This is a genomic window from Streptomyces sp. 2323.1 (assembly GCF_900221035.1).
Classification (GTDB): Bacteria; Actinomycetota; Actinomycetes; order Streptomycetales; family Streptomycetaceae; genus Streptomyces; species Streptomyces sioyaensis.
In genome coordinates this window covers 5,171,476-5,194,870 of the sequence record NZ_LT907981.1, presented here as the reverse complement: position 1 = coordinate 5,194,870, position 23,395 = coordinate 5,171,476, and the positions used below count along the sequence as shown (strand labels likewise).

The 23,395-nt window shown below is 71.7% G+C and carries 21 protein-coding genes; 11 read left to right on the top strand and 10 right to left on the bottom strand.

What is annotated here, in order from left to right; genetic code table 11:
* Positions 1–23: 23 nt before the first annotated feature.
* The 3 genes from CPH93_RS22365 to CPH93_RS22355 form a co-directional block, all read right to left on the bottom strand.
* Positions 24–1,580, bottom strand: coding sequence for a virginiamycin B lyase family protein (locus CPH93_RS22365; RefSeq protein ID WP_096213865.1), 1,557 nt, complete (start codon positions 1,578–1,580; stop codon positions 24–26).
* A gap of 239 nt (positions 1,581–1,819) precedes the next feature.
* On the bottom strand, positions 1,820–3,565 hold the full coding sequence (locus CPH93_RS22360) for a thiamine pyrophosphate-binding protein (RefSeq protein ID WP_096213864.1): 1,746 nt from the start codon (positions 3,563–3,565) through the stop codon (positions 1,820–1,822).
* A 69-nt stretch (positions 3,566–3,634) separates the two neighbouring features.
* A complete protein-coding gene (locus CPH93_RS22355; protein WP_096213863.1) occupies positions 3,635–5,146 on the bottom strand; it encodes a sodium:solute symporter in 1,512 nt (503 codons plus the stop codon).
* 212 nt (positions 5,147–5,358) lie between these two features.
* Here CPH93_RS22355 and CPH93_RS22350 point away from each other — a divergent pair, with 212 nt between their 5' ends.
* Both CPH93_RS22350 and CPH93_RS22345 read left to right on the top strand, forming a co-directional pair.
* Positions 5,359–6,945, top strand: coding sequence for a PucR family transcriptional regulator (locus tag CPH93_RS22350; protein WP_096213862.1), 1,587 nt, complete (start codon positions 5,359–5,361; stop codon positions 6,943–6,945).
* Positions 6,946–7,038: 93 nt separating this feature from the next.
* Entirely contained in the window at positions 7,039–8,292 is a 1,254-nt protein-coding gene (locus CPH93_RS22345; protein ID WP_096213861.1) for a TrmH family RNA methyltransferase, read from the top strand.
* Positions 8,293–8,454: 162 nt separating this feature from the next.
* Here the strand turns inward: CPH93_RS22345 and speB are convergent, their stop codons facing one another.
* Entirely contained in the window at positions 8,455–9,432 is a 978-nt protein-coding gene (speB, locus tag CPH93_RS22340) for an agmatinase (protein WP_096213860.1), read from the bottom strand.
* Positions 9,433–9,658: 226 nt separating this feature from the next.
* Here speB and CPH93_RS22335 point away from each other — a divergent pair, with 226 nt between their 5' ends.
* Positions 9,659–10,456, top strand: coding sequence for a phosphatase (locus CPH93_RS22335; protein ID WP_096213859.1), 798 nt, complete (start codon positions 9,659–9,661; stop codon positions 10,454–10,456).
* 66 nt (positions 10,457–10,522) lie between these two features.
* On the opposite strand, the gene CPH93_RS22330 is transcribed toward CPH93_RS22335, so the two are convergent.
* Together CPH93_RS22330 and CPH93_RS22325 are read right to left on the bottom strand one after the other, a co-directional pair.
* Positions 10,523–11,062: a GNAT family N-acetyltransferase gene (locus tag CPH93_RS22330; RefSeq protein ID WP_096215539.1), complete on the bottom strand. Its 540-nt coding sequence runs from the start codon at positions 11,060–11,062 to the stop codon at positions 10,523–10,525.
* Entirely contained in the window at positions 11,053–12,336 is a 1,284-nt protein-coding gene (locus CPH93_RS22325; protein WP_096213858.1) for a Tat pathway signal sequence domain protein, read from the bottom strand. Before CPH93_RS22325 ends, CPH93_RS22330 begins: the two co-directional genes overlap by 10 nt.
* 646 nt (positions 12,337–12,982) lie before the next feature.
* On the opposite strand from CPH93_RS22325, the gene CPH93_RS22315 reads away from it, so the two are divergent.
* From CPH93_RS22315 to CPH93_RS22295, 5 genes are all read left to right on the top strand, one after another.
* Positions 12,983–13,180: a hypothetical protein gene (locus CPH93_RS22315; RefSeq protein WP_096213856.1), complete on the top strand. Its 198-nt coding sequence runs from the start codon at positions 12,983–12,985 to the stop codon at positions 13,178–13,180.
* A 60-nt stretch (positions 13,181–13,240) separates the two neighbouring features.
* Positions 13,241–13,654: a hypothetical protein gene (locus CPH93_RS22310; protein WP_093483344.1), complete on the top strand. Its 414-nt coding sequence runs from the start codon at positions 13,241–13,243 to the stop codon at positions 13,652–13,654.
* A gap of 110 nt (positions 13,655–13,764) precedes the next feature.
* Positions 13,765–14,304: a DUF6875 domain-containing protein gene (locus CPH93_RS22305; protein WP_331716998.1), complete on the top strand. Its 540-nt coding sequence runs from the start codon at positions 13,765–13,767 to the stop codon at positions 14,302–14,304.
* Entirely contained in the window at positions 14,268–15,119 is an 852-nt protein-coding gene (locus CPH93_RS22300) for a hypothetical protein (RefSeq protein ID WP_096213854.1), read from the top strand. Before CPH93_RS22305 ends, CPH93_RS22300 begins: the two co-directional genes overlap by 37 nt.
* Positions 15,116–15,592, top strand: coding sequence for a GNAT family N-acetyltransferase (locus tag CPH93_RS22295; protein ID WP_096213853.1), 477 nt, complete (start codon positions 15,116–15,118; stop codon positions 15,590–15,592). The genes CPH93_RS22300 and CPH93_RS22295 overlap by 4 nt, the downstream gene beginning before the upstream one ends.
* 47 nt (positions 15,593–15,639) lie before the next feature.
* Here the strand turns inward: CPH93_RS22295 and CPH93_RS37310 are convergent, their stop codons facing one another.
* The 4 genes from CPH93_RS37310 to CPH93_RS22280 form a co-directional block, all read right to left on the bottom strand.
* Positions 15,640–15,768 (bottom strand): hypothetical protein, encoded by a 129-nt coding sequence (locus CPH93_RS37310; protein WP_269460116.1) that lies wholly within the window; start codon positions 15,766–15,768, stop codon positions 15,640–15,642.
* Between the two features lie 11 nt (positions 15,769–15,779).
* Positions 15,780–16,694, bottom strand: a complete 915-nt coding sequence (locus tag CPH93_RS22290; RefSeq protein ID WP_096213852.1) for an acyl-CoA thioesterase — start codon at positions 16,692–16,694, stop codon at positions 15,780–15,782.
* Between the two features lie 31 nt (positions 16,695–16,725).
* The gene (locus CPH93_RS22285; RefSeq protein WP_096213851.1) at positions 16,726–17,883 is read right to left on the bottom strand and encodes an acyl-CoA dehydrogenase family protein; all 1,158 of its coding nucleotides are present in this window, start codon (positions 17,881–17,883) and stop codon (positions 16,726–16,728) included.
* Between the two features lie 126 nt (positions 17,884–18,009).
* On the bottom strand, positions 18,010–18,651 hold the full coding sequence (locus CPH93_RS22280) for an SACE_7040 family transcriptional regulator (RefSeq protein ID WP_096213850.1): 642 nt from the start codon (positions 18,649–18,651) through the stop codon (positions 18,010–18,012).
* A gap of 144 nt (positions 18,652–18,795) precedes the next feature.
* Here CPH93_RS22280 and CPH93_RS22275 point away from each other — a divergent pair, with 144 nt between their 5' ends.
* From CPH93_RS22275 to CPH93_RS22265, 3 genes are read left to right on the top strand one after another with little or no spacing between them, the layout of a single operon-like run.
* Complete coding sequence (locus CPH93_RS22275) at positions 18,796–20,427, top strand: carboxyl transferase domain-containing protein (RefSeq protein ID WP_096213849.1); 1,632 nt, start codon at positions 18,796–18,798, stop codon at positions 20,425–20,427.
* 17 nt (positions 20,428–20,444) lie between these two features.
* Complete coding sequence (locus CPH93_RS22270; protein ID WP_096213848.1) at positions 20,445–22,457, top strand: acetyl-CoA carboxylase biotin carboxylase subunit; 2,013 nt, start codon at positions 20,445–20,447, stop codon at positions 22,455–22,457.
* Positions 22,454–23,395, top strand: coding sequence for a hydroxymethylglutaryl-CoA lyase (locus tag CPH93_RS22265; protein WP_096213847.1), 942 nt, complete (start codon positions 22,454–22,456; stop codon positions 23,393–23,395). Before CPH93_RS22270 ends, CPH93_RS22265 begins: the two co-directional genes overlap by 4 nt.

Here is a 23,395-nt window from a genome sequence, read left to right as displayed (position 1 = left end):
GCCGGCCGGTGACCGGACCGGGGTCAGGGTTCGATGACCCCCGCGTGGGCGCTGGACGGGGACAGGATGGCCGTCGGGGTGGTCGCTCCGGCGAAGGTGGCGTCGTAGCCGCCGTTGAGGAGGATCAGCGGCAACAGCAGCGTCTCGTTGAACCGGGCGGTGCCCTGGGCATCGGTGGCGCCGGTGCCCATGATGTTGCTGCCGATGTGGAACACGATGGTCTGGCCCGGCACCGGCAGGCCGGTGACCGTGTCGGTCAGCGTGGCCGTCAGGAACGGGAAGTACACGTGCGGCGGGAACAGCTTCGTCAGCGCCGGGGTCGCGGTCAGCGAGGTGGCGTGGGTGGGCGCCACGTAGGTGAAGCCGCCCACCAGAGTGGCGCTGCCGGCAGGAGTGGTGACGGTGACGTCCGCGGGACCGGCCACCCCGGGCGGAGTGATCGCGGTGAGCTGCGTTCCGGTGGAGTTGACCATCACGCCGGTGGCGGGGTTGCCTCCGATGGTGACGGTCGCCCCGGTCAGGTTGGTGCCGTTGATCGTCACCGGCGTGCCGCCCGCGACGGGCCCGCTGGTGGGGCTGATGCTGGTCAGCGTCGGGTCGAACTGGATGACGCTGACATTGGCCCCGGCGATGTTGGTGACGTAGACCTTGTTGTTGGGGGCGACCACCAGGGCGATCGGCTGGTTGCCGACGGGGATCGGGACGCCGATGACCATGTTGGTGGCACTGTCGATCACCGAGACGTCGTTCGACCCCCGGTTGGCCGTGTAGACGTTGCCGTCGGCGCCGGCCGTGATGCCCCAGGGGTTGGTGCCGACGGGGATCGGGGCGCCCACGACGGTGTCCGAGACGGTGTCGATCACCGTCACGTTGTTCGAGTTGATGTTGGCGACATAGGCGTTGCCGTTGGGGGCGATCGCCACGAAGTCCGGCCCGGAGCCGACGGGAATCGTGGTGAGGACGGTGCTGGTGGCGGTGTCGATCACCGTCACGTTGTTCGCGTTCCGGTTGGCGACATAGGCCTTGCCGTTGGGGGCGACCGCGATGCCGACCGGCCCGCTGCCGGTGGGGATCGCGGCGCCGACGGCGGTGTTGGTGGTGGTGTCGATCTCCTGCACACTGTTCGCCGTGAAGCGGCTGACGTAGACGTTGCCGCTGGGGATGACCGCCGCCGCGGCGGGGCCGCCGCTGAGGGGGATGGTGGCGATGACCATGCTGGTGGCGGTGTCGATCACCGTCACGGTGTTGGAGACGTTGTTGGGGACGTAGGCGCTGCCGTTGGGGGCGACGGTCAGCCAGACCGGTACCGTGCCGGTCGGGATCGCGGCGCCGATGACGGTGTCCGTGGCGGTGTCGATGGTCTGCACATTGTTCGACCCGGAGTTGGTGACGTAGAGGTCGCCGTTGGGGATGAACGCCAGCCCGACCGGGTTGGTGCCGACGGGGATGGTCGTGGTCGCGAGGAAGATCTGCGCCGCCGCCCGGCCCACCTCCCCGGCCAGGGCGGCCGCCTGCGCCTCGCCGGAGAGGAACGTGGTCTGCAGCAGCTCCTGCTGCGGTGACTGAATGCTGGTACTCATGTGGACCCCTTCGGTCGGGGCCGCCCCGAGCCTGGCAGGCCCCGCACGGGAGCAGCACAGGTCCGGCGATCCCTGTCCGGGGCACCACGAACCACAGCCACAGCCATGGCCACAGACCGCACGTCACCACAACACGACGGGCTGCACACCCCCGAGAAGGGATGGGCAGCCCGTTTGGTTCGGTACGGGCTTCGTCCCCAGGCGGCGAGGCGGCGAAACCTCCGCCCGCGCCCCGCCCGTCAGGCGTCCAGATGCGTCGGCGCGAACATCCGCAGGCGGGCCGGGAGGACGACGACCGACGGGCCGGGAGCCGCCAGCGCCGCCGCCAGGTCCGTACGGAGGTGCTCCGGGCTCGTACGGACCGCGGGCACGCCGAACGACTCGGCCAGCGCCACGAAGTCCGGCCGGGCCAGTTCGGTGGCGGTGGCCGCGCCGAACGCGCCGGTCATGTATTCGCGCAGGATGCCGTAGCCGCCGTCGTCCACGATGAGCCAGGTCACCGGCGCGTCGTACTGCCGGGCGGTGGCGAGTTCGGCGAGCGAGTACATGGCGCCGCCGTCGCCGGAGACCGCCAGCACCGGCCGCGCCGGGTCCGCGGCGGCCACCCCCAGGGCCGCCGGGAGGCCGTAGCCCAGGCCCCCGGCGCCCTGCGCCGAGTGCAGGGCGTTGGTCCCCCGCGGGTCGAAGGCGGACCAGGCCCAGTAGGCGAGGATCGTCATGTCCCAGCAGCTGACCGCCCCGTCGGGCAGGGCCTCCCGCACCGAGGCCAGGAGCTGCTGCTCCAGGTCGAGTTGCTGCCCGGCGATCCGGTCGCGGACGCGCGCCAGGAGGGCGGACACGGCGGCCTCGGGGGCGGGCGCCCCGGCGCTGCCGGCCGCCTCGGAAGCGGGCGCCCCGGCGCTGCCGGCCGCCTCGGAAGCGGGCGCCCCGGCGCTGCCGGCGGCCGCGGGCTCCCGCTGGCCCACCTCCTTGACCAACGCGGCCAGCGCCGCCCGGGCATCCGCGTGGAGGCCCAGCGCGGCATGGTTCGACTCCAGCTTGCCGAGGTCCGCCTCGATCTGGATGACCCGGCCGCGCGGCCGGAAGGTGTGGTAGTTCGAGGAGAGTTCGCCCAGCCCCGAGCCGACGACCAGCAGGGTGTCCGCGTCCTCCAGGAAGGCCGTGGTGTGGCGGTCCTCCAGCCAGGACTGCAGGGAGAGCGGATGCTCCCACGGGAAGGCGCCCTTGCCGCCGAAGGTGGTGGCCACCGGCGCCCGCAGCCGCTCGGCGAGCGCCAGCAGCTCCGCCTCCGCCCCGGCCCGTACGACTCCGCCGCCGGCCAGGATCACCGGCCGCCGGGCCTCGGTCAGCCGGCTCGCCGCGGCCGCGATCAGTTCCGGCCGCGGCGGCAACTCCCTTGGCATGACGTGCAGTTCGGCCACCGGAGGGACATCGACCTCCGCCAGCAGCACATCCTGCGGGATCTCCAGCCACACCGGCCCGTGCGGGGTGCTCAGCGCCGACTCCCAGGCGGCGGCCACCGCGGAGGGGATCTGGGAGGCCGTACGCGCCATGTGGACGGACTTGACCACGCCCCGGAACGAGGCGCTCTGGTCGGTGAGTTCGTGCAGATAGCCGTGGCGGCCGCCGCCCATCCCGGCCAGCGGCACCTGACTGCCGACGGCCAGGACGGCCGCCGAGCCGGCCGCCGCCTCCTGGAGCGCGGCCAGCGTCATCAGCGCGCCGGGGCCGGTGGAGACCAGCAGCGGTGCGACCCCGTGCGTGGCCCTGGCGTACGCATCGGCGGCGAAGCCCGCGTTGTTCTCCACCCGCAGCCCTACGTAGCGCAGTGCGGAGCGGCGCAGTGCGTCGAACACCCCGAGCGCATGCTGGCCCGGCAGCCCGAAGACGGTGTCTGCGCCCAGGGCCGTCAGCGACTCGACGACCAGATCGCCGCCGGTGCGCTTCGCCTGCTCCGGCACGGGTTCGGTGGTGCTCGTGCTCATCTGCGGTCGGCTCTCCGTTTCGTGATGGGTGGGGAGGTGGGTGTCGTACGGCCCGGCGGCCGTACGTCGTCAGACGCGGGACAGGGGGGACGACGGTTCGTCCGCCCGGCCGGCCAGCCGCTCCCGCCAGACGGTCAGCACCGCCTGGTCCGTGGGACGGGTGGCCAGGCTGACGGCCACGTATGCGGCGAGCGAGGCGAGCAGCCCGTAGTAGATCGGCTCATTGGCGAGGACGCCGAGCGAGACCATCAGGCCGATGACGGTCAGCCCGCCGGCCGCGACCGAGGCGAGCGCGCCGGCGGCGGTGCCCCGCTTCCACAGCAGCCCGCCGAGGATCGGCACCAACAGGCCGCCGACCAGGAGGTTGTAGGCGAGGGTGAGCGCCTCGACGACGTTGTTGAGCGCGCTGGCGATGACGATGACCGCCAGGCCCATCAGCAGGGTGAAGCGGCGGTTGCCGCGCACCTCGTCGGGTGCCTCGTTCCGTTCGCCCTGCGGGCCGCCGGCCGCTCCGGACGCGGCCTCCGCGGCCGGGTGCCGCCGCGCCCGGGCGGCGCCCTTGAGCCGCGACCAGATGTCGTTGTGGGCGACCGTGGCACAGGCGATCAGCGCGCCCGAGGAGGTGGACATCACCGCGGACAGCGCCGCCGCCAGCACCAGTCCGCGCACGCCCACCGGCAGCGTGTCCTTGACGATGGTGGCGAACGCGTCGTCCGGGCTGCCCAGATGCGGGTAGAGCACCTTGGCAGCGGTGCCGATGACCGCCCCGGCCAGGGCGTAGACCAGGCAGTACGTACCGGCCGCGGTGCCGCCGAGGCGCGCGACCCGGTCGCTGCGGGCGGTGAACACCCGCTGCCAGATGTCCTGCCCGATCAGCATGCCGAAGGAGTAGATCAGCACATAGGTGAAGACCGTCTGGCCGCCGATGCCGAGCGGGGCGAAGTAGTCGTGCGGCAGCCGGTCGGCCATCGCGCCGAAGCCGCCCGCCTTGACGACGGCGATCGGCAGCAGGAGCAGCAGCACCCCGATCGTCTTGACGACGAACTGGACCATGTCGGTGAGGGTGATCGACCACATGCCGCCGAGCGTGGAGTACGCGACGACGATGGCTCCGCCGAGGACGATCGAGACCGTCCGGTCCAGGCCGAAGAGCACATCGAAGATGGTCGCGTAGGCGATCGTCGAGGTGACCGCCAGCATCAGCGTGTACGCCCACATGACGACGCCGGAGATGAGGCCGGCGGCGCCGCCGTAGCGCAGGTCCAGCATCTCGGAGACGGTGTAGACCTTCAGCCGGGCGATCCGGGCGGAGAAGAAGACGCTCAGCGCGAGCAGTCCGAGGCCGATGGCGAAGACCATCCAGGCACCGGAGAGGCCGTACTGGTAGCCGAGCCCCACCCCGCCGATGGTGGAGGCGCCGCCGAGCACGATCGCCGCCATGGTGCCCGAGTACATCGCCGGGCCGAGGCGGCGCCCGGCGACGAGGAAGTCGCTCTTGGATGTGGCGCGCCGCATCCCCCACCAGCCCATCGCGAGCATTCCGGCCAAATAGAGCACGATCACCGCATAGTCGACAGCCATGGGCCATCCCTTCCAGCTGCACCGAGGGGAGGAGGGAGAGGAGCGAGAGAAGACGGGAGCAACGGGGCGTGGGGGAGGGCGCGGCGGGCGCCCGGTGAGCGGGGGTCTCGCCGAGCGCCGCGCCTCGCGTGGGTTGACCCTAGGAGCCGGAAAGGCGACGCTGAAGTGTACGTTTCCTCCATTCACCGCCCGCCGATGTGGATGGTTCGCACATGCCGCCCCCTCTGCCCCCGCCGTCCACCCCGCCGGTGCCGCTCGCGGAGCTGCTCGCCCGGACGGATCTGGGCCTGCGCCAGCTGGCCGGGCCCCGCGAGGGCGTCGCCATCCACTGGGTGCACACCTCCGAGATGGCCGACCCGGTGCCGTACCTCCTGGGCGGCGAGATGCTGCTGACGGCGGGGGTACATCTGGCGGAGGTCAGCGGGGGCGCCCCCGCCGTGGACGCCTACCTCGACGGCTACGCCGCCCGCACCGTCGCGGCCGGTGCCGCCGCCCTCGGCTTCGGGATCGCGCCGGTGCACGACACCGTCCCGCCCGCCCTGGTGGCGGCCTGCGACCGGCACGGCCTCCCGCTGGTCGAGGTCCCGGCAGGCACCCCGTTCACGGCGGTGGAGAGCGCCGTATGGCAGGCGGTCACGCAGGCCAGGCACCGCGAGCTGACCCGGCTGAGCGAGGCGCAGCGTGCACTGGCCGCGGCCGCCGCCCGCCCCGAGCCGGCCGCGGCGGTGCTGCGCGCCCTGGCCCGCCATGTGCACGGCTGGACCGCGCTGCTCGCCCCGGACGGCGCGGTGCACGGCTCGGCCGGCCCTCGTCCCACCCCCGCCGTCCGGGCCGCGGCCGGGCGCCTCGCGCAGATCGTCGGGTCCGGCGGCCCGTCCTCGGCGACCAACACCCTCCCCGGTGCCTCGCTGTCCGCCTACGCCCTGACCGGACGCGGCCACGGCCCGCAGGCGCTCGCCCTGACCGTGGCCGCGGACCCGCACGACCCGCCCGCGCACACCATCGCCGGCGTCGCCGCCGTACTGCTCTCCCTGATCACCGGCCCGGCCACCGAGCCCGGTCCGGCCGCGGCCGGGCACTGTGCGGCCCTGGTCCGCCTGCTGCTCGGCGCCCGCCCGGACGAGGCCGCCCCGCTGCTCGGCCCGCGCCTGTGGTCCGTCGTCCACGCCGAGCGCCGCCGGGACACGACACAGCCGGCCGCCGGCCTGGCCGCCGCGCTCGGCACCCCGCTGATCGACCCGGGCCCGGAGCGGACGGCGGCCCCCGGCACCGGATCCGGCCCGCCGGCCGCCCCGGACGCGGACCGCCCCGTCCGTGCCCTGATCCCCGCCGAACGGGAGATCACCGCGCAGCCCGGCTGGACGCTCGGCGTCAGCCCACCCGCCCCCGTCACGGAGCTGCCGGCCGCCGACCGGCATGCCGCCGCCGCCCTGCGCCGCGCCCTCGCCACCCGTTCCCCCCTGGTACGCCCCCACGCTCCCGGCCCGCACGGCATCACCTCACTCGTCGCCGCCGACGACGCCCGCCAGCACGCCCGGGCCCTCCTCGCCCCGCTGGACGGCGCCCCGCAGCTCCGCACCACCCTCCACAACTGGCTTTCCCTGCACGGCAGTTGGGACCGCACGGCGACCGCGCTCGGCATCCACCGCAACACCGTCCGCCAACGCATCGCCCGGACCGCCGCCCTGCTCGACACCGATCTGGACGACCCCGACGTCCGCATGGAGCTGTGGTTCGCGCTGCGTGCGCTCGACCGGGACACGTCGGCGGGCCACCGGGACAACACGTCTACGGACTGAGGGCGCTGAGCCGTTCCCCCGGGGGGGGGAACCGCCTCCTGGGTTCGTCAGCCGAGTGCGGAGGCTCCGCGGTGCCGACTACGGTGGACGATCATGGATGTCATCGACTCGATCAAGGACGCCCGGATCGTCGAGGCTCGTACCTTGGCCACCCGTTCCGGGCGGCTGGCCGCGGGCCGCTGCCTGGTGGTGGGTGAGGGGCTGATCGGCCAGGTCGTGACCGCCGGAGCACGCCTGGAGTACGTGCTGTCCTCCGCGGGTTCCCACACCCCAGGCCTGACACAGAAGTTGCAGGCCGCCGGTGTGCCCGTCCACGCGGTGCGGGAGGGGCTGCTGCGCAAGGTCACCGGCGGGGCGAAGCCGGTCGACTGGCTCGCCGTGGCCGTCCTGCCCGCTGAGGCCCCGGCCGGCGAGGCGTACGGCGACTTCGCCGTGGTGTGCGAGCAGGTCGCCGACCCGGGCAACCTCGGCACGATCGTGCGCACGGCACGCGCTTTGGGGGTGCGGGACATCGTCCTCACGGACGAGGCGACCGACCTGACCTCCCGCCGCGTCCTGGACGCGGCACGCGGCGCCGTACTGGACTGCCGGGTGCGGCGCTTCGCCGACCCCGCCCGCGCGGTGCACGCTCTGCGGGGGTCCGGGTTCCACATCGTGGTGACCAGTCCGAGGGGCGCCCATCTGCAGTCGATGGCACCGCTGCGCGGCCGCAAGGTGGCTCTCGTCGTCGGCAACGAGACCGACGGCGTCAGTGATGCCGTCCGGGACGCGGCTGACCTGGTGGTGCAGATTCCGATGGCCGGTGCGGTGGAGTCGCTCAACGTCGGTGTCGCGACCGGCATCAGCATCTACGAACTACGGATGAGGATGATCCTGACCATGCTGACCGACCGCATCCGTGACACCCTCGGCCGGAACTTGACGGCGGCCTCCCACCTGGTTCAGCAGGCTCTCGATGCGCACCTGCGACAGATCGGCGACCTCGACGGCGCCCAGGTGATCCTGCTCATGGTCCTGGCCTGCGAACGCAGCGCCCCGCTGCGGCAGTTGCACCGCGACATCGGCGTCGGGGCCGAAGACTTCCAGGCGCTGCTGGGGCCGCTGCGCGAACGCGGTTACCTCACCGACCAGGACGACAGGGTCATGATCACCCGCGACGGGGAGCAGGCCGTCGCGGCCCTGTGGGCGGTGCAGGAACGCGTCGAGGAGGGCCTGTACGCGGGCTTCAGCGCCGCCGAACGCACCCAGTTGACCGATCTGCTGCACCGCGTGCAGCGCAACGCGGCCCAACTCGCCACGTCCGTCGGCCAGGATGCGGCCTCGCCGGACGTCCAGAGCCCGAGCTGATCACGACCGGAGCCGGATCACGAGCGCGGCGCCGTCCGCGAACCACAGCTGGTGGCGGAGGGCCCGGCCCTGCGCACGAACGCCGGCCCGCCACGTCCCTCCGTGACGGGCCGGCGTTCCGGGTGCCGGGTACGCGCGGCCCCACGGGGCCGCTCCTCGGGCCTACTGCCCGTCCCGCCCCGCCGCGATCTGCCGCGACATGATCGTCGTCAGCTCGTACGCGGTGTGCGACGCGGCCACGCAGGTGATCTCCGCGTGGTCGTACGCCGGAGCGACCTCGACGACGTCCGCCGAGACCAGGTTGCAGGACGACAACCCGCGCAGGATCTCCAGGAGTTCGCGGGAGGTCAGGCCGCCGGCCTCGGGGGTGCCGGTGCCGGGCGCGTGCGCCGGGTCCAGCACGTCGATGTCGATGGAGATGTACAGCGGACGGTCGCCGATGCGCTGGCGCAGCTGGTCGGCGACCTCGTCGACGCCGCGCCGCATGACATCGGCCGAGGTGACGATGCCGAAGCCCATCTTCTCGTCGTCGTCGAGGTCCTTCTTGCCGTAGAGCGGACCGCGGGTGCCGACGTGGGAGAGCGCGGAGGTGTCGAGGATGCCTTCCTCGACGGCCCGGCGGAACGGGGTGCCGTGGGTGTACTCGGCGCCGAAGTAGGTGTCCCAGGTGTCCAGATGGGCGTCGAAGTGCAGCAGCGCGACCGGGCCGTGCTTCTTGGCGACCGAGCGGAGGAGCGGCAGGGCGATGGTGTGGTCGCCGCCGAGGGTCATCATCCGGGCGCCGCCGGCGAGCAGATCGTCGGCCGCGGCCTCGACCGTCTCCACGGCCTCGTTGATGTTGAACGGGTTCGCGGCGATGTCACCGGCGTCGGCGACCTGGGCGAGCGCGAAGGGGGACGCGTCCTGGGCCGGGTTGTACGGCCGCAGCAGGCGGGACGCCTCGCGGATGGCGTTGCCGCCGAAGCGGGCGCCGGGGCGGTAGGAGACGCCGGTGTCGAAGGGGACGCCGACGACGGCCACGTCGGCCCGGCCGCCGACCTCGTCGAGGCGGGGCAGCCGCGCGAACGTCGCGGGCCCGGCGTAGCGCGGGACACGGGAGGAGTCGACGGGGCCCACGGGCCCGGAGGAGGTGGAGGTCATGAGGGTGAGGGTAGGGAGAGCCCGGCGATTGGCCCATGGACATTTGCGGGGCGCGAGCCAGCGGCATTCGACAATTTGGCCAGCCGCCCGTACGGGACTCCCGCACCCCGGTGACCTGGCATTCCTCCCCTACACACCCCGGCGGCGCCGTACCACTCCCCACACCCCCGTGTCCGGGCTGCGGAACCATCCGGCCCCGCATCATCCCTACGGGCACAATGGCGCTATGCCGATAGCCTCCGCAGCCACCGCCCCCACGCGCGCCGAACTCGTCGATCATCTCGTACGGACCCGGATCGCCGGTGAGGTCGCCACCCCCCGCGAGAACAACCTCACCCACTACCGCAGGCTCGCCAACGGCGACCGCCACTACTGGTTCGGCCTGGAGTTCGGCGACCGGTGGGCGGACGAGCAGGACATCCTGGCCGTCATGGCGGAGCGCTGCGGCGTGAACGACGATCCGCACCACCGGCAGGGCCAGGACACCATCGACCCGGAGCTGACGGTGGATGCGCTGGACCGCGCGGCCGCGGTGCTGCGCAAGGCGGCGGCCGACCGGCAGCGGGTGCTGTTCGCGACCGGCCATCCGGGCGGGCTGCTGGACGTGCACCGCGCCACGGCCGAGGCGCTGCGCGCGGCGGACTGCGAGATCGTCGTCATCCCCGACGGGCTGCGGGCGGACGACGGCATGGTCTTCCAGTTCGCCGACGTCGCAATGCTGGAACGCGGCGCAACGCTCTGGCACACCCACTCCCCCGAGCCGATGGCCGCCATCCTGGACGGCCTGGAACGGGAGGGACGCCCGCTGCCGGACCTGGTCGTGGCCGACCACGGCTGGGCAGGCTGCGCCGGCCAACGCGGCCTGGACGCGGTCGGCTTCGCCGACTCCAACGACCCGGCCCTCTTCCTGGCCGAGGCCGAGGGCACAGTACGGGTAACGATCCCCCTGGACGACCATGTCCTGAGCCCGCGGCATTACGACCCGTTGACTGCTTATTTGTTGGATGCGGCGGGGTTGGGCTGAACGAGCCCGGCGGAGCGGGCCGACCGACAAAGCCCCTGGGGCGGAACCGGTTCGGTGGGCCCGTACTCAGCGAACGGACCTGACCATCGCCATCAGGACCGGTGAGGCGGGCGAGGGCTGGCTCTGGCCGATGTCTGCGTATCCCCAGGACTCGTAGAGGCGGTGTACCTTTCCGTTTCCGGCGAGCGGGTTGACCATGAGCGAGACGTACGGCTCGTTGCGGTCGGCAAGGAGGGCGTCGTGGATGCGCCGGGCGATGCCGGTGCCGCGCCATGGGATACGAACGCCGATTTCTTTGAGGGCTACGGCATGCCGCTCGGTGTATTCAGCCGGCGGAGCCGGTGTGACGCGTTTCCACCAACGGTCCTCGGCATCAACCGTGTTGGCGTACGCATAGCCGATGGGCTCGTCCTGCCCATACGCAAGGAGCGCTACCCAACCTGGTTCCTGGGAATGCCGGTCGAGGCGCTCAGCGAAGGCAGTGACCGCGTAGTTCGGCAGGTGCAAGAGATCTGCACGGACATCGGCATACACGTCCAGGAGGTCTTGCCGGGCCGGTTCGAGCGAGTGGAACGTGCGCAGCTCGACGGTGGGCGTCATGCCGATTCCTTCCAGGTGGTGTGTACGTACTGATTCCACATGCGGGTGGTCTGACTGTTCGGCGCCATGGTGTGAATCTTGATGTGGAAGCCGCGGAGCATCCGGGCGACCCGCGGGTGATGTGCAGCAGCATCGAGGGGGACCGACATAGCGGTGGCGACAGCGGGCCCTACATCCTCCTGGCCGAGTTGGGCGCACGCCAGCCGAGTAGTGGCGATGGCCTTTGACCGTTGCATGTGGGGCCGGAGGGCCGCCAAGCATCGGTGCGCGTGCGCTTCCGCCGTCTCATAGTCGCCGAGGGCGAGGTATCCGGTGAGCGCGAGCGAATCCAACTCCGCCTGGTCATAAAACGAGGTCATCCACACGGGGCGGTTGGCGCGCGGATCGGCGCGGTCCATCGCTTCCTGGGCCTGAGCGAAGCTGCGTCGGGCAGCCGTGACATTTCTGGCCACACCGTGAATGGCTGCCTGCCTGGCAAGACCGAGGGATGCGAACAGTGGATCACGACGCGTGAGGGAGAGGCTTCGGGCAACGTCATTCGCAGCCATTGCTTCAGCGGGGCGCCCCATGTGCCGGTACAGCGTTCCGGCGTGTGACCAAATGCGGAATTTGATGGCCGGGTCGGCTGATAATTCGGCGAGTGCTTGGGCTTCCCGCATATGGACCATCGCCTCTTCGTAACGCCGCCCGTCGATCGCGGCCCACATCGCCGAGGACCGGAATGCCGCCGCGCATGCGTACACATACGCACGCACTCGCTGACTGGCGCTCCCGGAATTCTGTAGGGCCAGGGCCTCGTCGGCGAGCGCTACGGCTTTCTGCTCGATACCGAGCCGGCCGCCGTGCCGGTGATCGCTCGCGATGATTTCGGCGAAACGTTGTCGGAGTCGGTCAACGTCGCTCGTTCCGATCCGGCGGTGGGAACGGGACACAGGCGTGGCCGCGGCAGCGGCCACGGCCGTCCCGGCGGTGAGGAAACGACGACGTTCCACAGGGTCCTCCGGCGGTGGTGCGGGGGCGGACGACGGGGCACGGCCCCGCGGTACGAACCCTAAGGCGGTGGCGGGCAGCCCGGTGACTTTCTCCAGCGCCACCCGGGTCGCCGACTTCGGCCACCGCACCCGGCCCGCTTTCCAGTCCCGGACCGATGAGCCGTCCAGCCCTCCGACTTTCCCGGTGAGGTCCCCGACTGCCGAATTCACTGCCTCGGCCAGCGAATTGGAGCTGTAGCCGTTTTCCGTCATCCATGCTTCAAGCGTCGCGTTTCGCACAGCACTCATGCACGCACCGTAGCCCCGCAGTCACCGCATCGTCAGCTAAAGGGGTAGCCAAATCGCCCTAGGGGTGGTGAAAAAGAGATGGCCCGATCTCCCTAATCACCTTGCCCTGGCACCGCGTTAGCTGGTCATGAGCCGACTGCGCGGCTCCGGTGCCTGAGTGGCCGCGACACACACCTCTCGGGATTCCGGGACGACGCGACGGCTCTTCGGGCCGTCGCGCTCCCGTCGTGGCCGCCCGCGTCCACAGCGAACTGGAGGACCAGCAAGATGCCGACTGCATCAACCACTCACCACCCCCTCGCCGATGCGGCTGCGCACTCGCGATCGGCATCCTCCGTACAGGCCGGCACAAAACGCCTGCCACCTGAAGCTCGCGCTTTCCGCCGCCGACACGGCGACCCCGTCGGCTGGGACTCAGGCGAGTGGGCCGCCTACCTCGGCCTCGGAGGCGCGTCATGACCACGGGGTGGGATGCAGTTCCCGCCCCGGAGGCTTGGACGGTCCACGAGATCACGGGCCAGGCGTGCCCGTGCTGCCACAGCATCTACAGCCTGGCACGGGAGAAGGTCACCGGTCCGGACGGCCGGCACACATGCCGACCCTGCACCGTCCTGCTGGGCGTCGCCACGGAAGCGGAGGCCGCGCGGTGAGTCCCCGGCAGTCGCCGGAGGTCGGCGATGAAGTCGAGTACGCCCCTGGGCGGCTGGCCGTGCTGACCGACATCCGGACAGGCATCCTCTACCTGCGGATTCCGGGAAACAAGGAATGGCCGGTGCAGGACCCGACCACGTTGTCGGTGAAGCGGACTCGTGCCGAGCGGATCGCGGCCGACGACTTCCGTTGAGGCCAGGAGTCCTGGGTCCCTCAACACCACATCACCCCTACCCATCGAGAGGAGCACAGCATGAGTCCCACACAAACCCCGGAGCAGGTAGAACTGGGAAGGTTCTTTGAGGTCAGCGCCCGGGAGTTCGAGGCAGGCAACGCCGCTCCGGAGATGTTCTCCCCCACTGTCGATGCAGCATGGCATCGGCTGGCGGGCACTCCCGAGTACGCCCCGTTCTGCCATCAGCACGCCCGGCAGGTCTTCGGGCACGTCACCAGCCATGGGTCGGGAAAGGTTTCCTGGATCCGCACGTACGAGGAAATGTTCGGGCCGCTGCCCGGCATCTGGTTCACGGACGCAGACGGCACCGTCGACGAGAAGGCCGCGGACTACTACCGGGCAACCGGCGAAGTGTGGGCCGAGTGGAACTGCTCGCCCGTACCGGAAGACCCCGAAACCGCTCCGAAGCGGCGGAAGGTCACCATCCGGTGATCACTGCACACATCGGCGGAGCGTCCCGGCCTACCGCAGGGGCGCTCCGCCTCGTCGAGGGCCGGACCACGCGACCCCAGACGGCGGACATCAGCGACTACGTCCGTGCGGTGGCCCCCCACTGCCCGTTCCTGATGCCGTCGGTGGCACGGGGACTGACGGGCTGGACGGTGTACGAGATCGCCGAGGACGCCCGGGCAACCGATGTTGAGGCCGAGGTGTTCCACGCGGGGGTGCAGGCCGCAGAGTGGATACGGCCGTTGAGGACCCGGCGGCACGGCACGCTCGTATGCGAGAACATCGTGCTCCTGGGAGGCCACGCCACTCCCCATCGCGCACTGATGGCGTGGCCGCACTGGGCGCTGAAGCACCTCTACGGACCGGTGGGGCTGATGTTCGGCAAGTTCTGGACCGGCGAAGAAGGCGCCGCCCAACGCGGAGAACGCATTCCCGCACCGCCCGTCTCGTTCCTCGCCGTGCGCTGCGCCGTCCGGCCTGTCGACCCCCGGTTTCTTGCAGACACCCCGGACCTCGCTCTTTCGCTCTCAACAGCTGTGGATGACGGACGCGAGGTGTTTCAGGGGCTCCCGTACGAATGGAAGGCAGTGAAGAAATGGGCGAGTTCCCTGGTTTCCCCACAGCCGCCGTAGCCGCCACCGAAGCGGCCTGCGGCATTCCGGTCGCGCTGAAGGAGATCTCCTACCGGCGTGGCGCGGCGGTGTGGAAGGCGACCGGCCCGGAGGGGGCGGTGGCGGTCAAGGCCGGCGACGGCGAGGGTGCGGCCGTCACTCAACGGGAGGCAGCGGTCCTCAAGGCGATCGGTTGGCCCGACTACCTGCTGGCCTCCGGCGGGGACGAGGGTGCTGCCTGGCTGGTGACCCGATGGTTTGGGGGGCCTTCGACCTGGCAGGCCTTCGCTCCTGTGCGGGGTGCGGCGGACGGGAAGAATGGCGCCCTGTCAGCCTCCGTGGACCTGTGCCGGGCCGTGGCCGAGCTCCACTCCTCCGGCTGGATCCACTCCGACCTCCAGCCCTCCCATGGCCTCCATACCGACCACGGCGTACGGCTGATCGACTGTTCCTGGTCCTGGCGCGAAGGTACGCAACCGGTCACCGGATTCCGCGGCGGCATCACCCACCTGGTAGCGCCGGAACTGGCCGCGTCCATCAATGCCGGCCAGCCGGCCACCCCCAGTACCGCCGGCGACGTGTACGCCCTCGCCGGAACGTTATGGACCTGCGTCACCGGCCGCTGGCCACTGGACTACGCCGTGGCCGGAATCGAGCCCGGCCGGCTCACCCCGGCAGAAATCCGCGCGCACATCGCCGGCCATCGCATCCCCCTCGACACCGCAGCCCCCTGGCCGGCGTTCCAGGACCTCCTGCGGCTGGTCCTCCTAGGCAGGGCGAGTGACCGGCCCACGGCCGCCGAACTCGCCGAAACCCTGGCGAAGGTGGCTAGGTGATCGAGCTCCGGGAACTCGTCATGGAGGACGCTCCCGCGCTCCAACGGATCTATCGCGGCGCGTCCTTGAAGTACATCGAGCGCCGGGCACTCACCCTCGACGAGGCCGCTGACCTGGCGGCGAACACACTTGCCTGCGCCCGCGCCGAGCCACGTGACCGATGGGCGTTCGGCATCGCAGCCGACGACGACCTGCTCGGGATGGTCCGGCTGCGATGCCGCACCGAGCGGCACGCCATCATCAGTTACCTCCTGCGCGAGGACTCATGGGGCCGGGGATACGCCACTCAAGCCGTCGCCGGCATGCTGCGCCACGCCTTCACCACCACCGGGATCACGAGCGTCGGCGCCCGGCACCACCCCGACAACACCGCCTCCGGCCGGGTCTTGCAGAAGAACAACTTCATCTACCGGGGCACCCGTGACGGCTGGCCCTCATACGGCATCCACAGGCCCGACAACAGGCGGCCGTGAACCACCTCGTCCCCTGGGGGGATCCCTGCCAGGGTGCCGGCCAGCCCCTACCGCCGCAGCACCCGGATGACCTCCTGGATCACCGACACCGTCGGCTGTCTGTCCGCCGTGAAGATGCGGCCCTTGCCGATGTCGCGGCCGCCCTGGGCGGTGGGGGGTTCCTTGTCGTAGAGCACCACCCACCTGCCTACGCCCGCGGCACCCGAATAACCCCCTCCTGAATCACCGAAACCGCCAACGCCCCCTCCGCCGTAAAGATCCGCCCCTTGCCCAGCCCCCGGCCGCCCTGGGCCGTAGGCGACTCCTGGTCGTACAGCAGCCAGTCGTCGGCGCGCACTGGCCGGTGGAACCACATCGCGTGGTCCAGGCTGGCGCCGACGACGTCGCCGACCGCCCAGCCGCCGCGGCCGTGGGCGAGCAGGATCGAGTCCAGGAGGGTCATGTCGGAGACGTAGGTGACCAGGCAGATGTCGAGGAGGGGGCGGGTGACGGTGTCGCTGCAGTCGGCGCCGTCGGCGAGGGCCTTGTCCAGGTCGCCGTTCGTGCGGAACCAGACCTGGGAGCGGGGCTCGCGCACCTCGCCGACGGTGGCGTAGGGCGGCTCGTCGACGTATCGCAGGTCGATCGCGGCCCGGGCCTCCAAGAGCCGGTCGGCGACGGCCGGGGTGAGGTACCGGCCGGCGTGCCGCGGAAGGATCTCGGCGGGGGTGGGCAGGGTCAGCGGGTCCGGTGCGGGCGGCATCGGCTCCTGGTGTTCCAGGCCCTCCTCCTGGGTCTGGAAGGAGGCCGAGAGGTGGAAGATCGGCTGGCCGTGCTGGACGGCGACGACCCGGCGGGTGGTGAAGGAGCGGCCGTCGCGGATGCGGTCGACGGTGTAGACGATGGGCGCGCCGGGGTCGCCGGGGCGCAGGAAGTAGGCGTGCAGGGAGTGCGGCGGCCGGTCGGCGGGGACCGTCCGGCCGGCCGCGACCAGCGCCTGGGCGGCGACCTGGCCGCCGAAGACGCGGGGCACGACCGAGGCACGGCTCTGCCCGCGGAAGATGTCCTGCTCGATCCGCTCCAGGGAGAGCAGACCGAGCAGCGACTGCAGTGCGTCGTTCACGTGCGTATGGCCTGTCGGAGTCCGTTCCGGCCTACAGCCCCATGGACTTGGCGATGATCATCTTCATGACCTCGCTGGTGCCGCCGTAGATGCGGTTGACGCGGTTGTCGGCGTACAGGCGGGCGATCGGGTACTCGTTCATGAAGCCGTAGCCGCCGTGCAGCTGGAGGCACTTGTCGATCACACGGTGCGCGACCTCGGTGCAGAACAGCTTGGCGGAGGCGGCCTCGGCCGGGCTCAGCTCACCGGCGTCCAGGGCCTCCAGCGCGCGGTCGGCGACGGCCTCGGCGGCGTCCACCTCGGCCTGGCAGGCGGCCAGTTCGAACTTGGTGTTCTGGAAGGCGGCGACGGGCTTGCCGAAGACGGTGCGCTCCTGCACGTACTCCTTGGCGAACCGGACGGCCGCCTTGGCCTGGGCGTAGGCGCCGAAGGCGATGCCCCAGCGCTCGGAGGCGAGGTTCAGCCCCAGGTAGCCGAAGCCCTTGTTCTCCTCGCCCAGCAGGTCCTCGACCGGGACCTTGACGTCGACGAAGGCCAGCTCGGCGGTGTCGGAGACCTTCAGGCCGAGCTTGTCCAGCTTGCGGCCGACGGAGTAGCCCTCGGACTTGGTGTCCACGGCGAAGAGCGAGATGCCGAAGCGGCGGTCGTCCTCGCGGGGCGCGGCGGTGCGGGCGCAGACGATGACGCGGTCGGCGTGCACACCGCCGGTGATGAAGGTCTTGGCGCCGTTGAGGACGTAGTGCGTGCCGTCGTCCGACAGCTTGGCGGTGGTCTTCATGCCCGCGAGGTCGGAGCCGGTGCCCGGCTCGGTCATCGCCAGCGCCCACATCTCCTCGCCGCTGACGAACTTCGGCAGGAAGCGCTTCTTCTGCTCGTCGGTGGCGAGCATCTCGATGTACGGCAGACCGAGCAGCACATGCACGCCGGAGCCGCCGAAGGAGACGCCCGCGCGGGAGGTCTCCTCGTACATCACGGCCTCGAACTTGTGCGAGTCGATGCCGGCGCCGCCGTACTCCTCGGGGACGCGGATACCGAAGACGCCCAGCTCGCCGAGCTTGTAGTAGAAGTCGCGGGGTGCCTGGCCGGCGGCGAGCCACTCGTCGTGCACGGGCACGACCTCGGCCTCGATGAAGGCGCGTATGGTCTCGCGGAACGCCTCGTGATCCTCGTTGAACACCGTACGGCGCATTGCTACGTCGCCTCCTCCAGGTCGCCGGTCCAAGCGCATGGCTAAGCGCTTGCTCAGCGAAAGCTACCCGCCAGTCACCAAGGCTGTCCAGAGGTCAACGAAAACCCGTACGGGCCGGGGCCCGCCCTACGCGCCCGGCACCGCCGCCGCCATCGAGCCGTCCGCCGCGGACTCCTGCGCCACCGCCCCGAACGCCCCCAGCGCCAGCCCGTGCAGCAGCTCCGCCATCTCCGTACGCCCCGGGAGGGCGCCGGGGCGGCCGAGGTGCGGGGTGGAGTTGAGCAGGCCGAAGACGGCGTGCACCGCGGCGCGGGCCCGGGACTCGGAGGGGCCGGGGTGGACCTGCCGGACGACCTCCACCCACAGCTCCACGTACTGCCGCTGGAGCTGGCGGACCCGCTTGCGGTCGGCCTCGCGCAGCCGGTCCAGCTCGCGGTCGTGCAGGGTGATCAGCGGGCGGTCGTCCAGCGCGAAGTCGATATGGCCGTCGATCAGCGCGCGCAGCACCGCCTCGGGGCTCTCGCCGCCCTCCGCGACCCGCATCCGCCCGCCGGCGAGCAGCCGCTCGCTGATGCCGACCAGCAGCTCGGCCAGCATGGCGTCCTTGCCGGCGAAGTGCCGGTAGAGACCGGGGCCCGAGATGCCCACGGCCGCCCCTATCTCGTCCACTCCGACGCCGTGAAAACCGCGCTCCGCGAAGAGCCGGGCCGCCTCCCGGAGGATCTGCTCACGGCGACTGATCGGGGCGGGGGCCTGCGCATTACTCATGCCGTCGATTGTAGACAGCCGGGTTAGTGCTCGTTAACCTGAAGGGAGTGTGGTTAACGACCATTAACCCGGTCGCCGACCCGAACGGCCCGGCAGCCGCGGATCGCGGTGACGGGACAGCGACCGAGCAAGGGGGCTCGTTTGATGGAGCAGGCACCGGTGCTGGGGAGTACCGCCGATCCGGCGTCCGACTCCTGGCGTGCCAACGAGGCCGCGCACCGCGAGCTGGCCGCCCAGCTGCGCGAGAAGCTCGCGGCGGCCCGGCTGGGCGGCGGCGAGAAGGCCAGGGCGCGGCACACCGCACGCGGCAAGCTGCTGCCGCGCGACCGGGTGGACACCCTGCTGGACCCCGGCTCGCCGTTCCTGGAGCTGGCGCCGCTGGCCGCGGAGGGGATGTACGGCGGGGCCGCGCCGGCCGCGGGCGTGATCGCCGGCATCGGCCGGGTCTCCGGCCGCGAGACGGTGATCGTCGCCAATGACGCCACGGTCAAGGGCGGCACGTACTACCCGATGACGGTCAAGAAGCATCTGCGGGCGCAGGAGATCGCCCTGGAGAACCGGCTGCCCTGTCTGTATCTCGTGGACTCCGGCGGCGCCTTCCTGCCGATGCAGGACGAGGTCTTCCCCGACCGGGAGCACTTCGGGCGGATCTTCTACAACCAGGCGCGGATGTCGGGCGCGGGGATTCCGCAGATCGCCGCGGTCCTCGGTTCCTGCACGGCCGGCGGCGCCTACGTACCCGCGATGAGCGACGAGGCCGTGATCGTCCGCAACCAGGGCACGATCTTCCTGGGCGGGCCGCCGCTGGTGAAGGCCGCCACCGGCGAGGTGGTCACCGCCGAGGAGCTGGGCGGCGGCGAGGTGCACGCCAGGACCTCCGGCGTCACCGACCATCTCGCCGAGGACGACGCCCATGCGCTGCGCCTGGTGCGCACCATCGTCTCCACCCTCGGCGAGCGCGCGCCGCTGCCGTGGACGGTGCGGACCGTCGAGGAGCCCAAGGCCGATCCGGCCGGGCTCTACGGCGTGGTGCCCGCGGACTCCCGTACGCCCTATGACGTCCGCGAGGTGATCGCCCGGCTCGTGGACGGCTCGCGCTTCGCGGAGTTCAAGGCGGAGTACGGCACGACGCTGGTCACCGGCTTCGCCCATGTCCACGGCCATCCGGTCGGCATCGTCGCCAATAACGGCATCCTGTTCTCCGAATCCGCCCAGAAGGGCGCCCACTTCATCGAGCTGTGCGACCAGCGCGGCATCCCGCTGCTGTTCCTGCAGAACATCTCCGGCTTCATGGTGGGGCGCTCGTACGAGGCCGGCGGGATCGCCAAGCATGGCGCGAAGATGGTGACGGCGGTGGCCTGCACCCGCGTCCCGAAGCTGACGGTCGTCATCGGCGGCTCGTACGGGGCGGGCAACTACTCCATGTGCGGCCGGGCCTACTCGCCGCGCTTCCTGTGGATGTGGCCGAACGCCAAGATCTCGGTGATGGGCGGCGAACAGGCCGCCTCCGTCCTCGCGACCGTCAAGCGCGACCAGCTGGAGGCGCACGGCGAGGAGTGGAGCGCCGAGGAGGAGGACGCCTTCAAGGCGCCGGTCCGCGCGCAGTACGAGACCCAGGGCAACGCCTATTACGCGACCGCGCGGCTGTGGGACGACGGCGTCATCGACCCGCTGGAGACCCGGCAGGTGCTGGGCCTGGCGCTGACCGCCTGCGCCAATGCGCCGCTCCCCGAAAAGGACCGCACCGCGCCCGGCTACGGCGTCTTCCGGATGTGAGAGGGATGTCCCCAGGTATGCCCACCAATTTCGACACCGTGCTCATCGCCAACCGCGGCGAGATCGCGGTCCGTGTCATCCGCACCCTGCGCGCCCTCGGCATCCGCTCCGTCGCCGTCTTCAGCGACGCGGACGACGGGGCCCGGCACGTCCGCGAGGCCGACACGGCCGTCCGGATCGGCCCGGCCCCGGCCGCCGAGAGCTATCTGTCCGTGGAACGGCTGCTGGACGCGGCCGCCCGTACCGGTGCGCAGGCGGTCCACCCCGGCTACGGGTTCCTCGCCGAGAACGCCGCCTTCGCCCGGGCCTGCGCGGACGCCGGGCTGGTCTTCATCGGCCCGCCCGCCGACGCCATCGAGCTGATGGGCGACAAGATCCGCGCCAAGGAGACGGTGCGCACGGCCGGGGTCCCGGTCGTCCCCGGCTCCTCGGGCAGCGGGCTGGACGACGCCCAACTGGCCGCCGCTGCCCGGGAGATCGGCATGCCGGTGCTGCTCAAGCCGTCCGCGGGCGGCGGCGGCAAGGGCATGCGGCTGGTCCGCGAGGAGACCCTGCTGGCCGACGAGATCGCTTCCGCGCGCCGGGAGGCCCGCTCCTCCTTCGGGGACGACACCCTGCTCGTCGAGCGCTGGATCGACCGGCCCCGGCACATCGAGATCCAGGTCCTGGCGGACGGCCACGGCAACGTGATCCACCTCGGCGAGCGCGAATGCTCCCTCCAGCGCCGCCACCAGAAGGTCATCGAGGAGGCCCCCTCGGTGCTGCTGGACGAGGCCACCCGCGCCGCGATGGGGGAGGCGGCCGTCCAGGCGGCCCGCTCCTGCGGCTACCGCGGCGCCGGCACCGTCGAGTTCATCGTCCCGGGCAAGGACCCCGCCTCGTACTTCTTCATGGAGATGAACACCCGTCTCCAGGTGGAGCACCCGGTCACCGAGCTCATCACGGGTCTCGATCTGGTGGAGTGGCAGCTGCGGGTGGCGGCCGGCGAGCATCTCCCGTTCGCCCAGGAGGACATCACCCTGACCGGGCACGCCATCGAGGCGCGGATCTGCGCCGAGGACCCGGCCCGCGACTTCCTGCCGACCGGCGGCACGGTGCTGGCGCTGCACGAGCCGCAGGGCGGCGGGGTCCGCACGGACTCCGGGCTCTCCGAGGGCGGCGAGGTCGGCAGCCGCTACGACCCGATGCTGTCCAAGGTCATCGCCCATGGCCCGGACCGGGCCAGCGCACTGCGCCGGCTGCGCGCCGCACTGGCCGACACCGTCACCCTCGGGGTGACCACGAACGCCGGTTTCCTGCGCCGGCTGCTGGCCCACCCGGACGTGGTCTCCGGCGAGCTGGACACCGGCCTGGTGGAGCGGGAGGCGGCCGGACTGGTCGACGGCGCGGTGCCGGACGAGGTGTATGCGGCGGCCGCGGCGGTGCGGCAGGCCGCGCTGGAGCCGGCGGCGGACGACGGCGGCTGGCGCGACCCGTTCGCCGCCCCCAGCGGCTTCCGGCTCGGCGGCGAGCCCGCCCCCGTCCGCCACTGGCTGCGGGTGCCGGGCCATGACCCCGTCGCCCGGGACGTCCGGCCGGACGCGCCGGCCGGGCAGGTCACCCCGGACCGGGTACGGGTCACCGTCGACGGCGTGGTGCACAGCTTCCACCGCGCCGGCGACTGGCTCGGCAGGGACGGCGACTCCTGGCAGGTGACCGACCACGACCCGGTAGCGGCGGCGCTGCGGGGGGCCGCCGGGGCACACGGCGCGGACACCCTGGCGGCCCCGATGCCGGGCACCGTCACCGTCGTCAAGGTCGCCGTCGGCGATGAAGTGGCCGCGGGCCAGGGCCTGTTGGTCGTGGAGGCGATGAAGATGGAGCACGTCATCTCCGCACCGCACGCCGGACGGGTCACCGAACTGGACGTCACCGCGGGATCGACCGTCGCCATGGACCAGATCCTGGCCGTGGTCGCCCCGCACGAGGACCCCGACGAGGCCGCCGCATCCGCCGGCGCCCCCGAGGGCGGGCAGGAGAGCGCCTCATGACCGCAGCCGGACTGCCGATGGAGATCCCCGCGGAGGGGCTGCCCGCCCGCGTACGGATCCATGAGGTCGGCGCGCGCGACGGCCTGCAGAACGAGCAGACCGTCGTCCCCACGGAGATCAAGGCGGAGTTCATCCACCGCCTCGCCGCGGCGGGCCTGCCGCTCGTCGAGGCCACCAGCTTCGTCCACCCCAAGTGGGTGCCCCAACTCGCCGACGCGGAGCAGCTGTTCCCGCAGCTGAGCGACATCGATCCGCACCGGCTGCCCGTCCTGGTGCCCAACGAACGGGGTCTGGACCGTGCGCTCGCCCTGGGCGCCCGCCGGATCGCGGTGTTCGGCAGCGCCACCGAGTCGTTCGCCCAGGCCAACCTCAACCGCACGGTCGATGCGGCGCTGGCGATGTTCGCCCCGGTCATCGCGCGGGCCAAGGACGCCGACGTGCACGTCCGCGGCTATCTCTCGATGTGCTTCGGCGACCCCTGGGAGGGCCCGGTGCCCGTGGCGCAGACCGTCCGGGTCTGCCGGGAGCTGCTCGACCTGGGCTGTGACGAGCTGAGCCTGGGCGACACCATCGGCGTGGCCACCCCCGGTCATGTGCAGCAGCTGCTCGCCGCCCTCAACGAGGCGGGCGTGGCCACCTCCCGCCTGGGCGTCCACTTCCACGACACCTACGGGCAGGCCCTCGCCAACACCTTCGCCGCACTCCAGCACGGCGTCACCACCATCGACGCCTCGGCGGGCGGCCTCGGCGGCTGCCCGTACGCCAAGAGCGCCACCGGCAATCTCGCCACCGAAGACCTGGTGTGGATGCTGCACGGCCTCGGCATCGAGACCGGCGTCGACCTCGGCCGGCTGACCGCCACCAGCGCGTGGATGGCCGAGGTCCTCGGCCGGCCGAGCCCCTCACGTACCCTCCGCGCCCTCTCCCACAAGGAGTGA

Excerpts from the sequence above, each read along its gene's own strand:
- CPH93_RS22365 (WP_096213865.1), bottom strand. The coding sequence starts at position 1,580 with ATGAGTACCAGCATTCAGTCACCGCAGCAGGAGCTGCTGCAGACCACG.
- CPH93_RS22360 (WP_096213864.1), bottom strand. The coding sequence starts at position 3,565 with ATGAGCACGAGCACCACCGAACCCGTGCCGGAGCAGGCGAAGCGCACC.
- CPH93_RS22355 (WP_096213863.1), bottom strand. The coding sequence starts at position 5,146 with ATGGCTGTCGACTATGCGGTGATCGTGCTCTATTTGGCCGGAATGCTC.
- CPH93_RS22350 (WP_096213862.1), top strand. The coding sequence starts at position 5,359 with ATGCCGCCCCCTCTGCCCCCGCCGTCCACCCCGCCGGTGCCGCTCGCG.
- CPH93_RS22345 (WP_096213861.1), top strand. The coding sequence starts at position 7,039 with ATGGATGTCATCGACTCGATCAAGGACGCCCGGATCGTCGAGGCTCGT.
- speB (WP_096213860.1), bottom strand. The coding sequence starts at position 9,432 with ATGACCTCCACCTCCTCCGGGCCCGTGGGCCCCGTCGACTCCTCCCGT.
- CPH93_RS22335 (WP_096213859.1), top strand. The coding sequence starts at position 9,659 with ATGCCGATAGCCTCCGCAGCCACCGCCCCCACGCGCGCCGAACTCGTC.
- CPH93_RS22325 (WP_096213858.1), bottom strand. The coding sequence starts at position 12,336 with ATGAGTGCTGTGCGAAACGCGACGCTTGAAGCATGGATGACGGAAAAC.
- CPH93_RS22310 (WP_093483344.1), top strand. The coding sequence starts at position 13,241 with ATGAGTCCCACACAAACCCCGGAGCAGGTAGAACTGGGAAGGTTCTTT.
- CPH93_RS22300 (WP_096213854.1), top strand. The coding sequence starts at position 14,268 with ATGGGCGAGTTCCCTGGTTTCCCCACAGCCGCCGTAGCCGCCACCGAA.
- CPH93_RS22285 (WP_096213851.1), bottom strand. The coding sequence starts at position 17,883 with ATGCGCCGTACGGTGTTCAACGAGGATCACGAGGCGTTCCGCGAGACC.
- CPH93_RS22280 (WP_096213850.1), bottom strand. The coding sequence starts at position 18,651 with ATGAGTAATGCGCAGGCCCCCGCCCCGATCAGTCGCCGTGAGCAGATC.
- CPH93_RS22275 (WP_096213849.1), top strand. The coding sequence starts at position 18,796 with ATGGAGCAGGCACCGGTGCTGGGGAGTACCGCCGATCCGGCGTCCGAC.
- CPH93_RS22270 (WP_096213848.1), top strand. The coding sequence starts at position 20,445 with ATGCCCACCAATTTCGACACCGTGCTCATCGCCAACCGCGGCGAGATC.
- CPH93_RS22265 (WP_096213847.1), top strand. The coding sequence starts at position 22,454 with ATGACCGCAGCCGGACTGCCGATGGAGATCCCCGCGGAGGGGCTGCCC.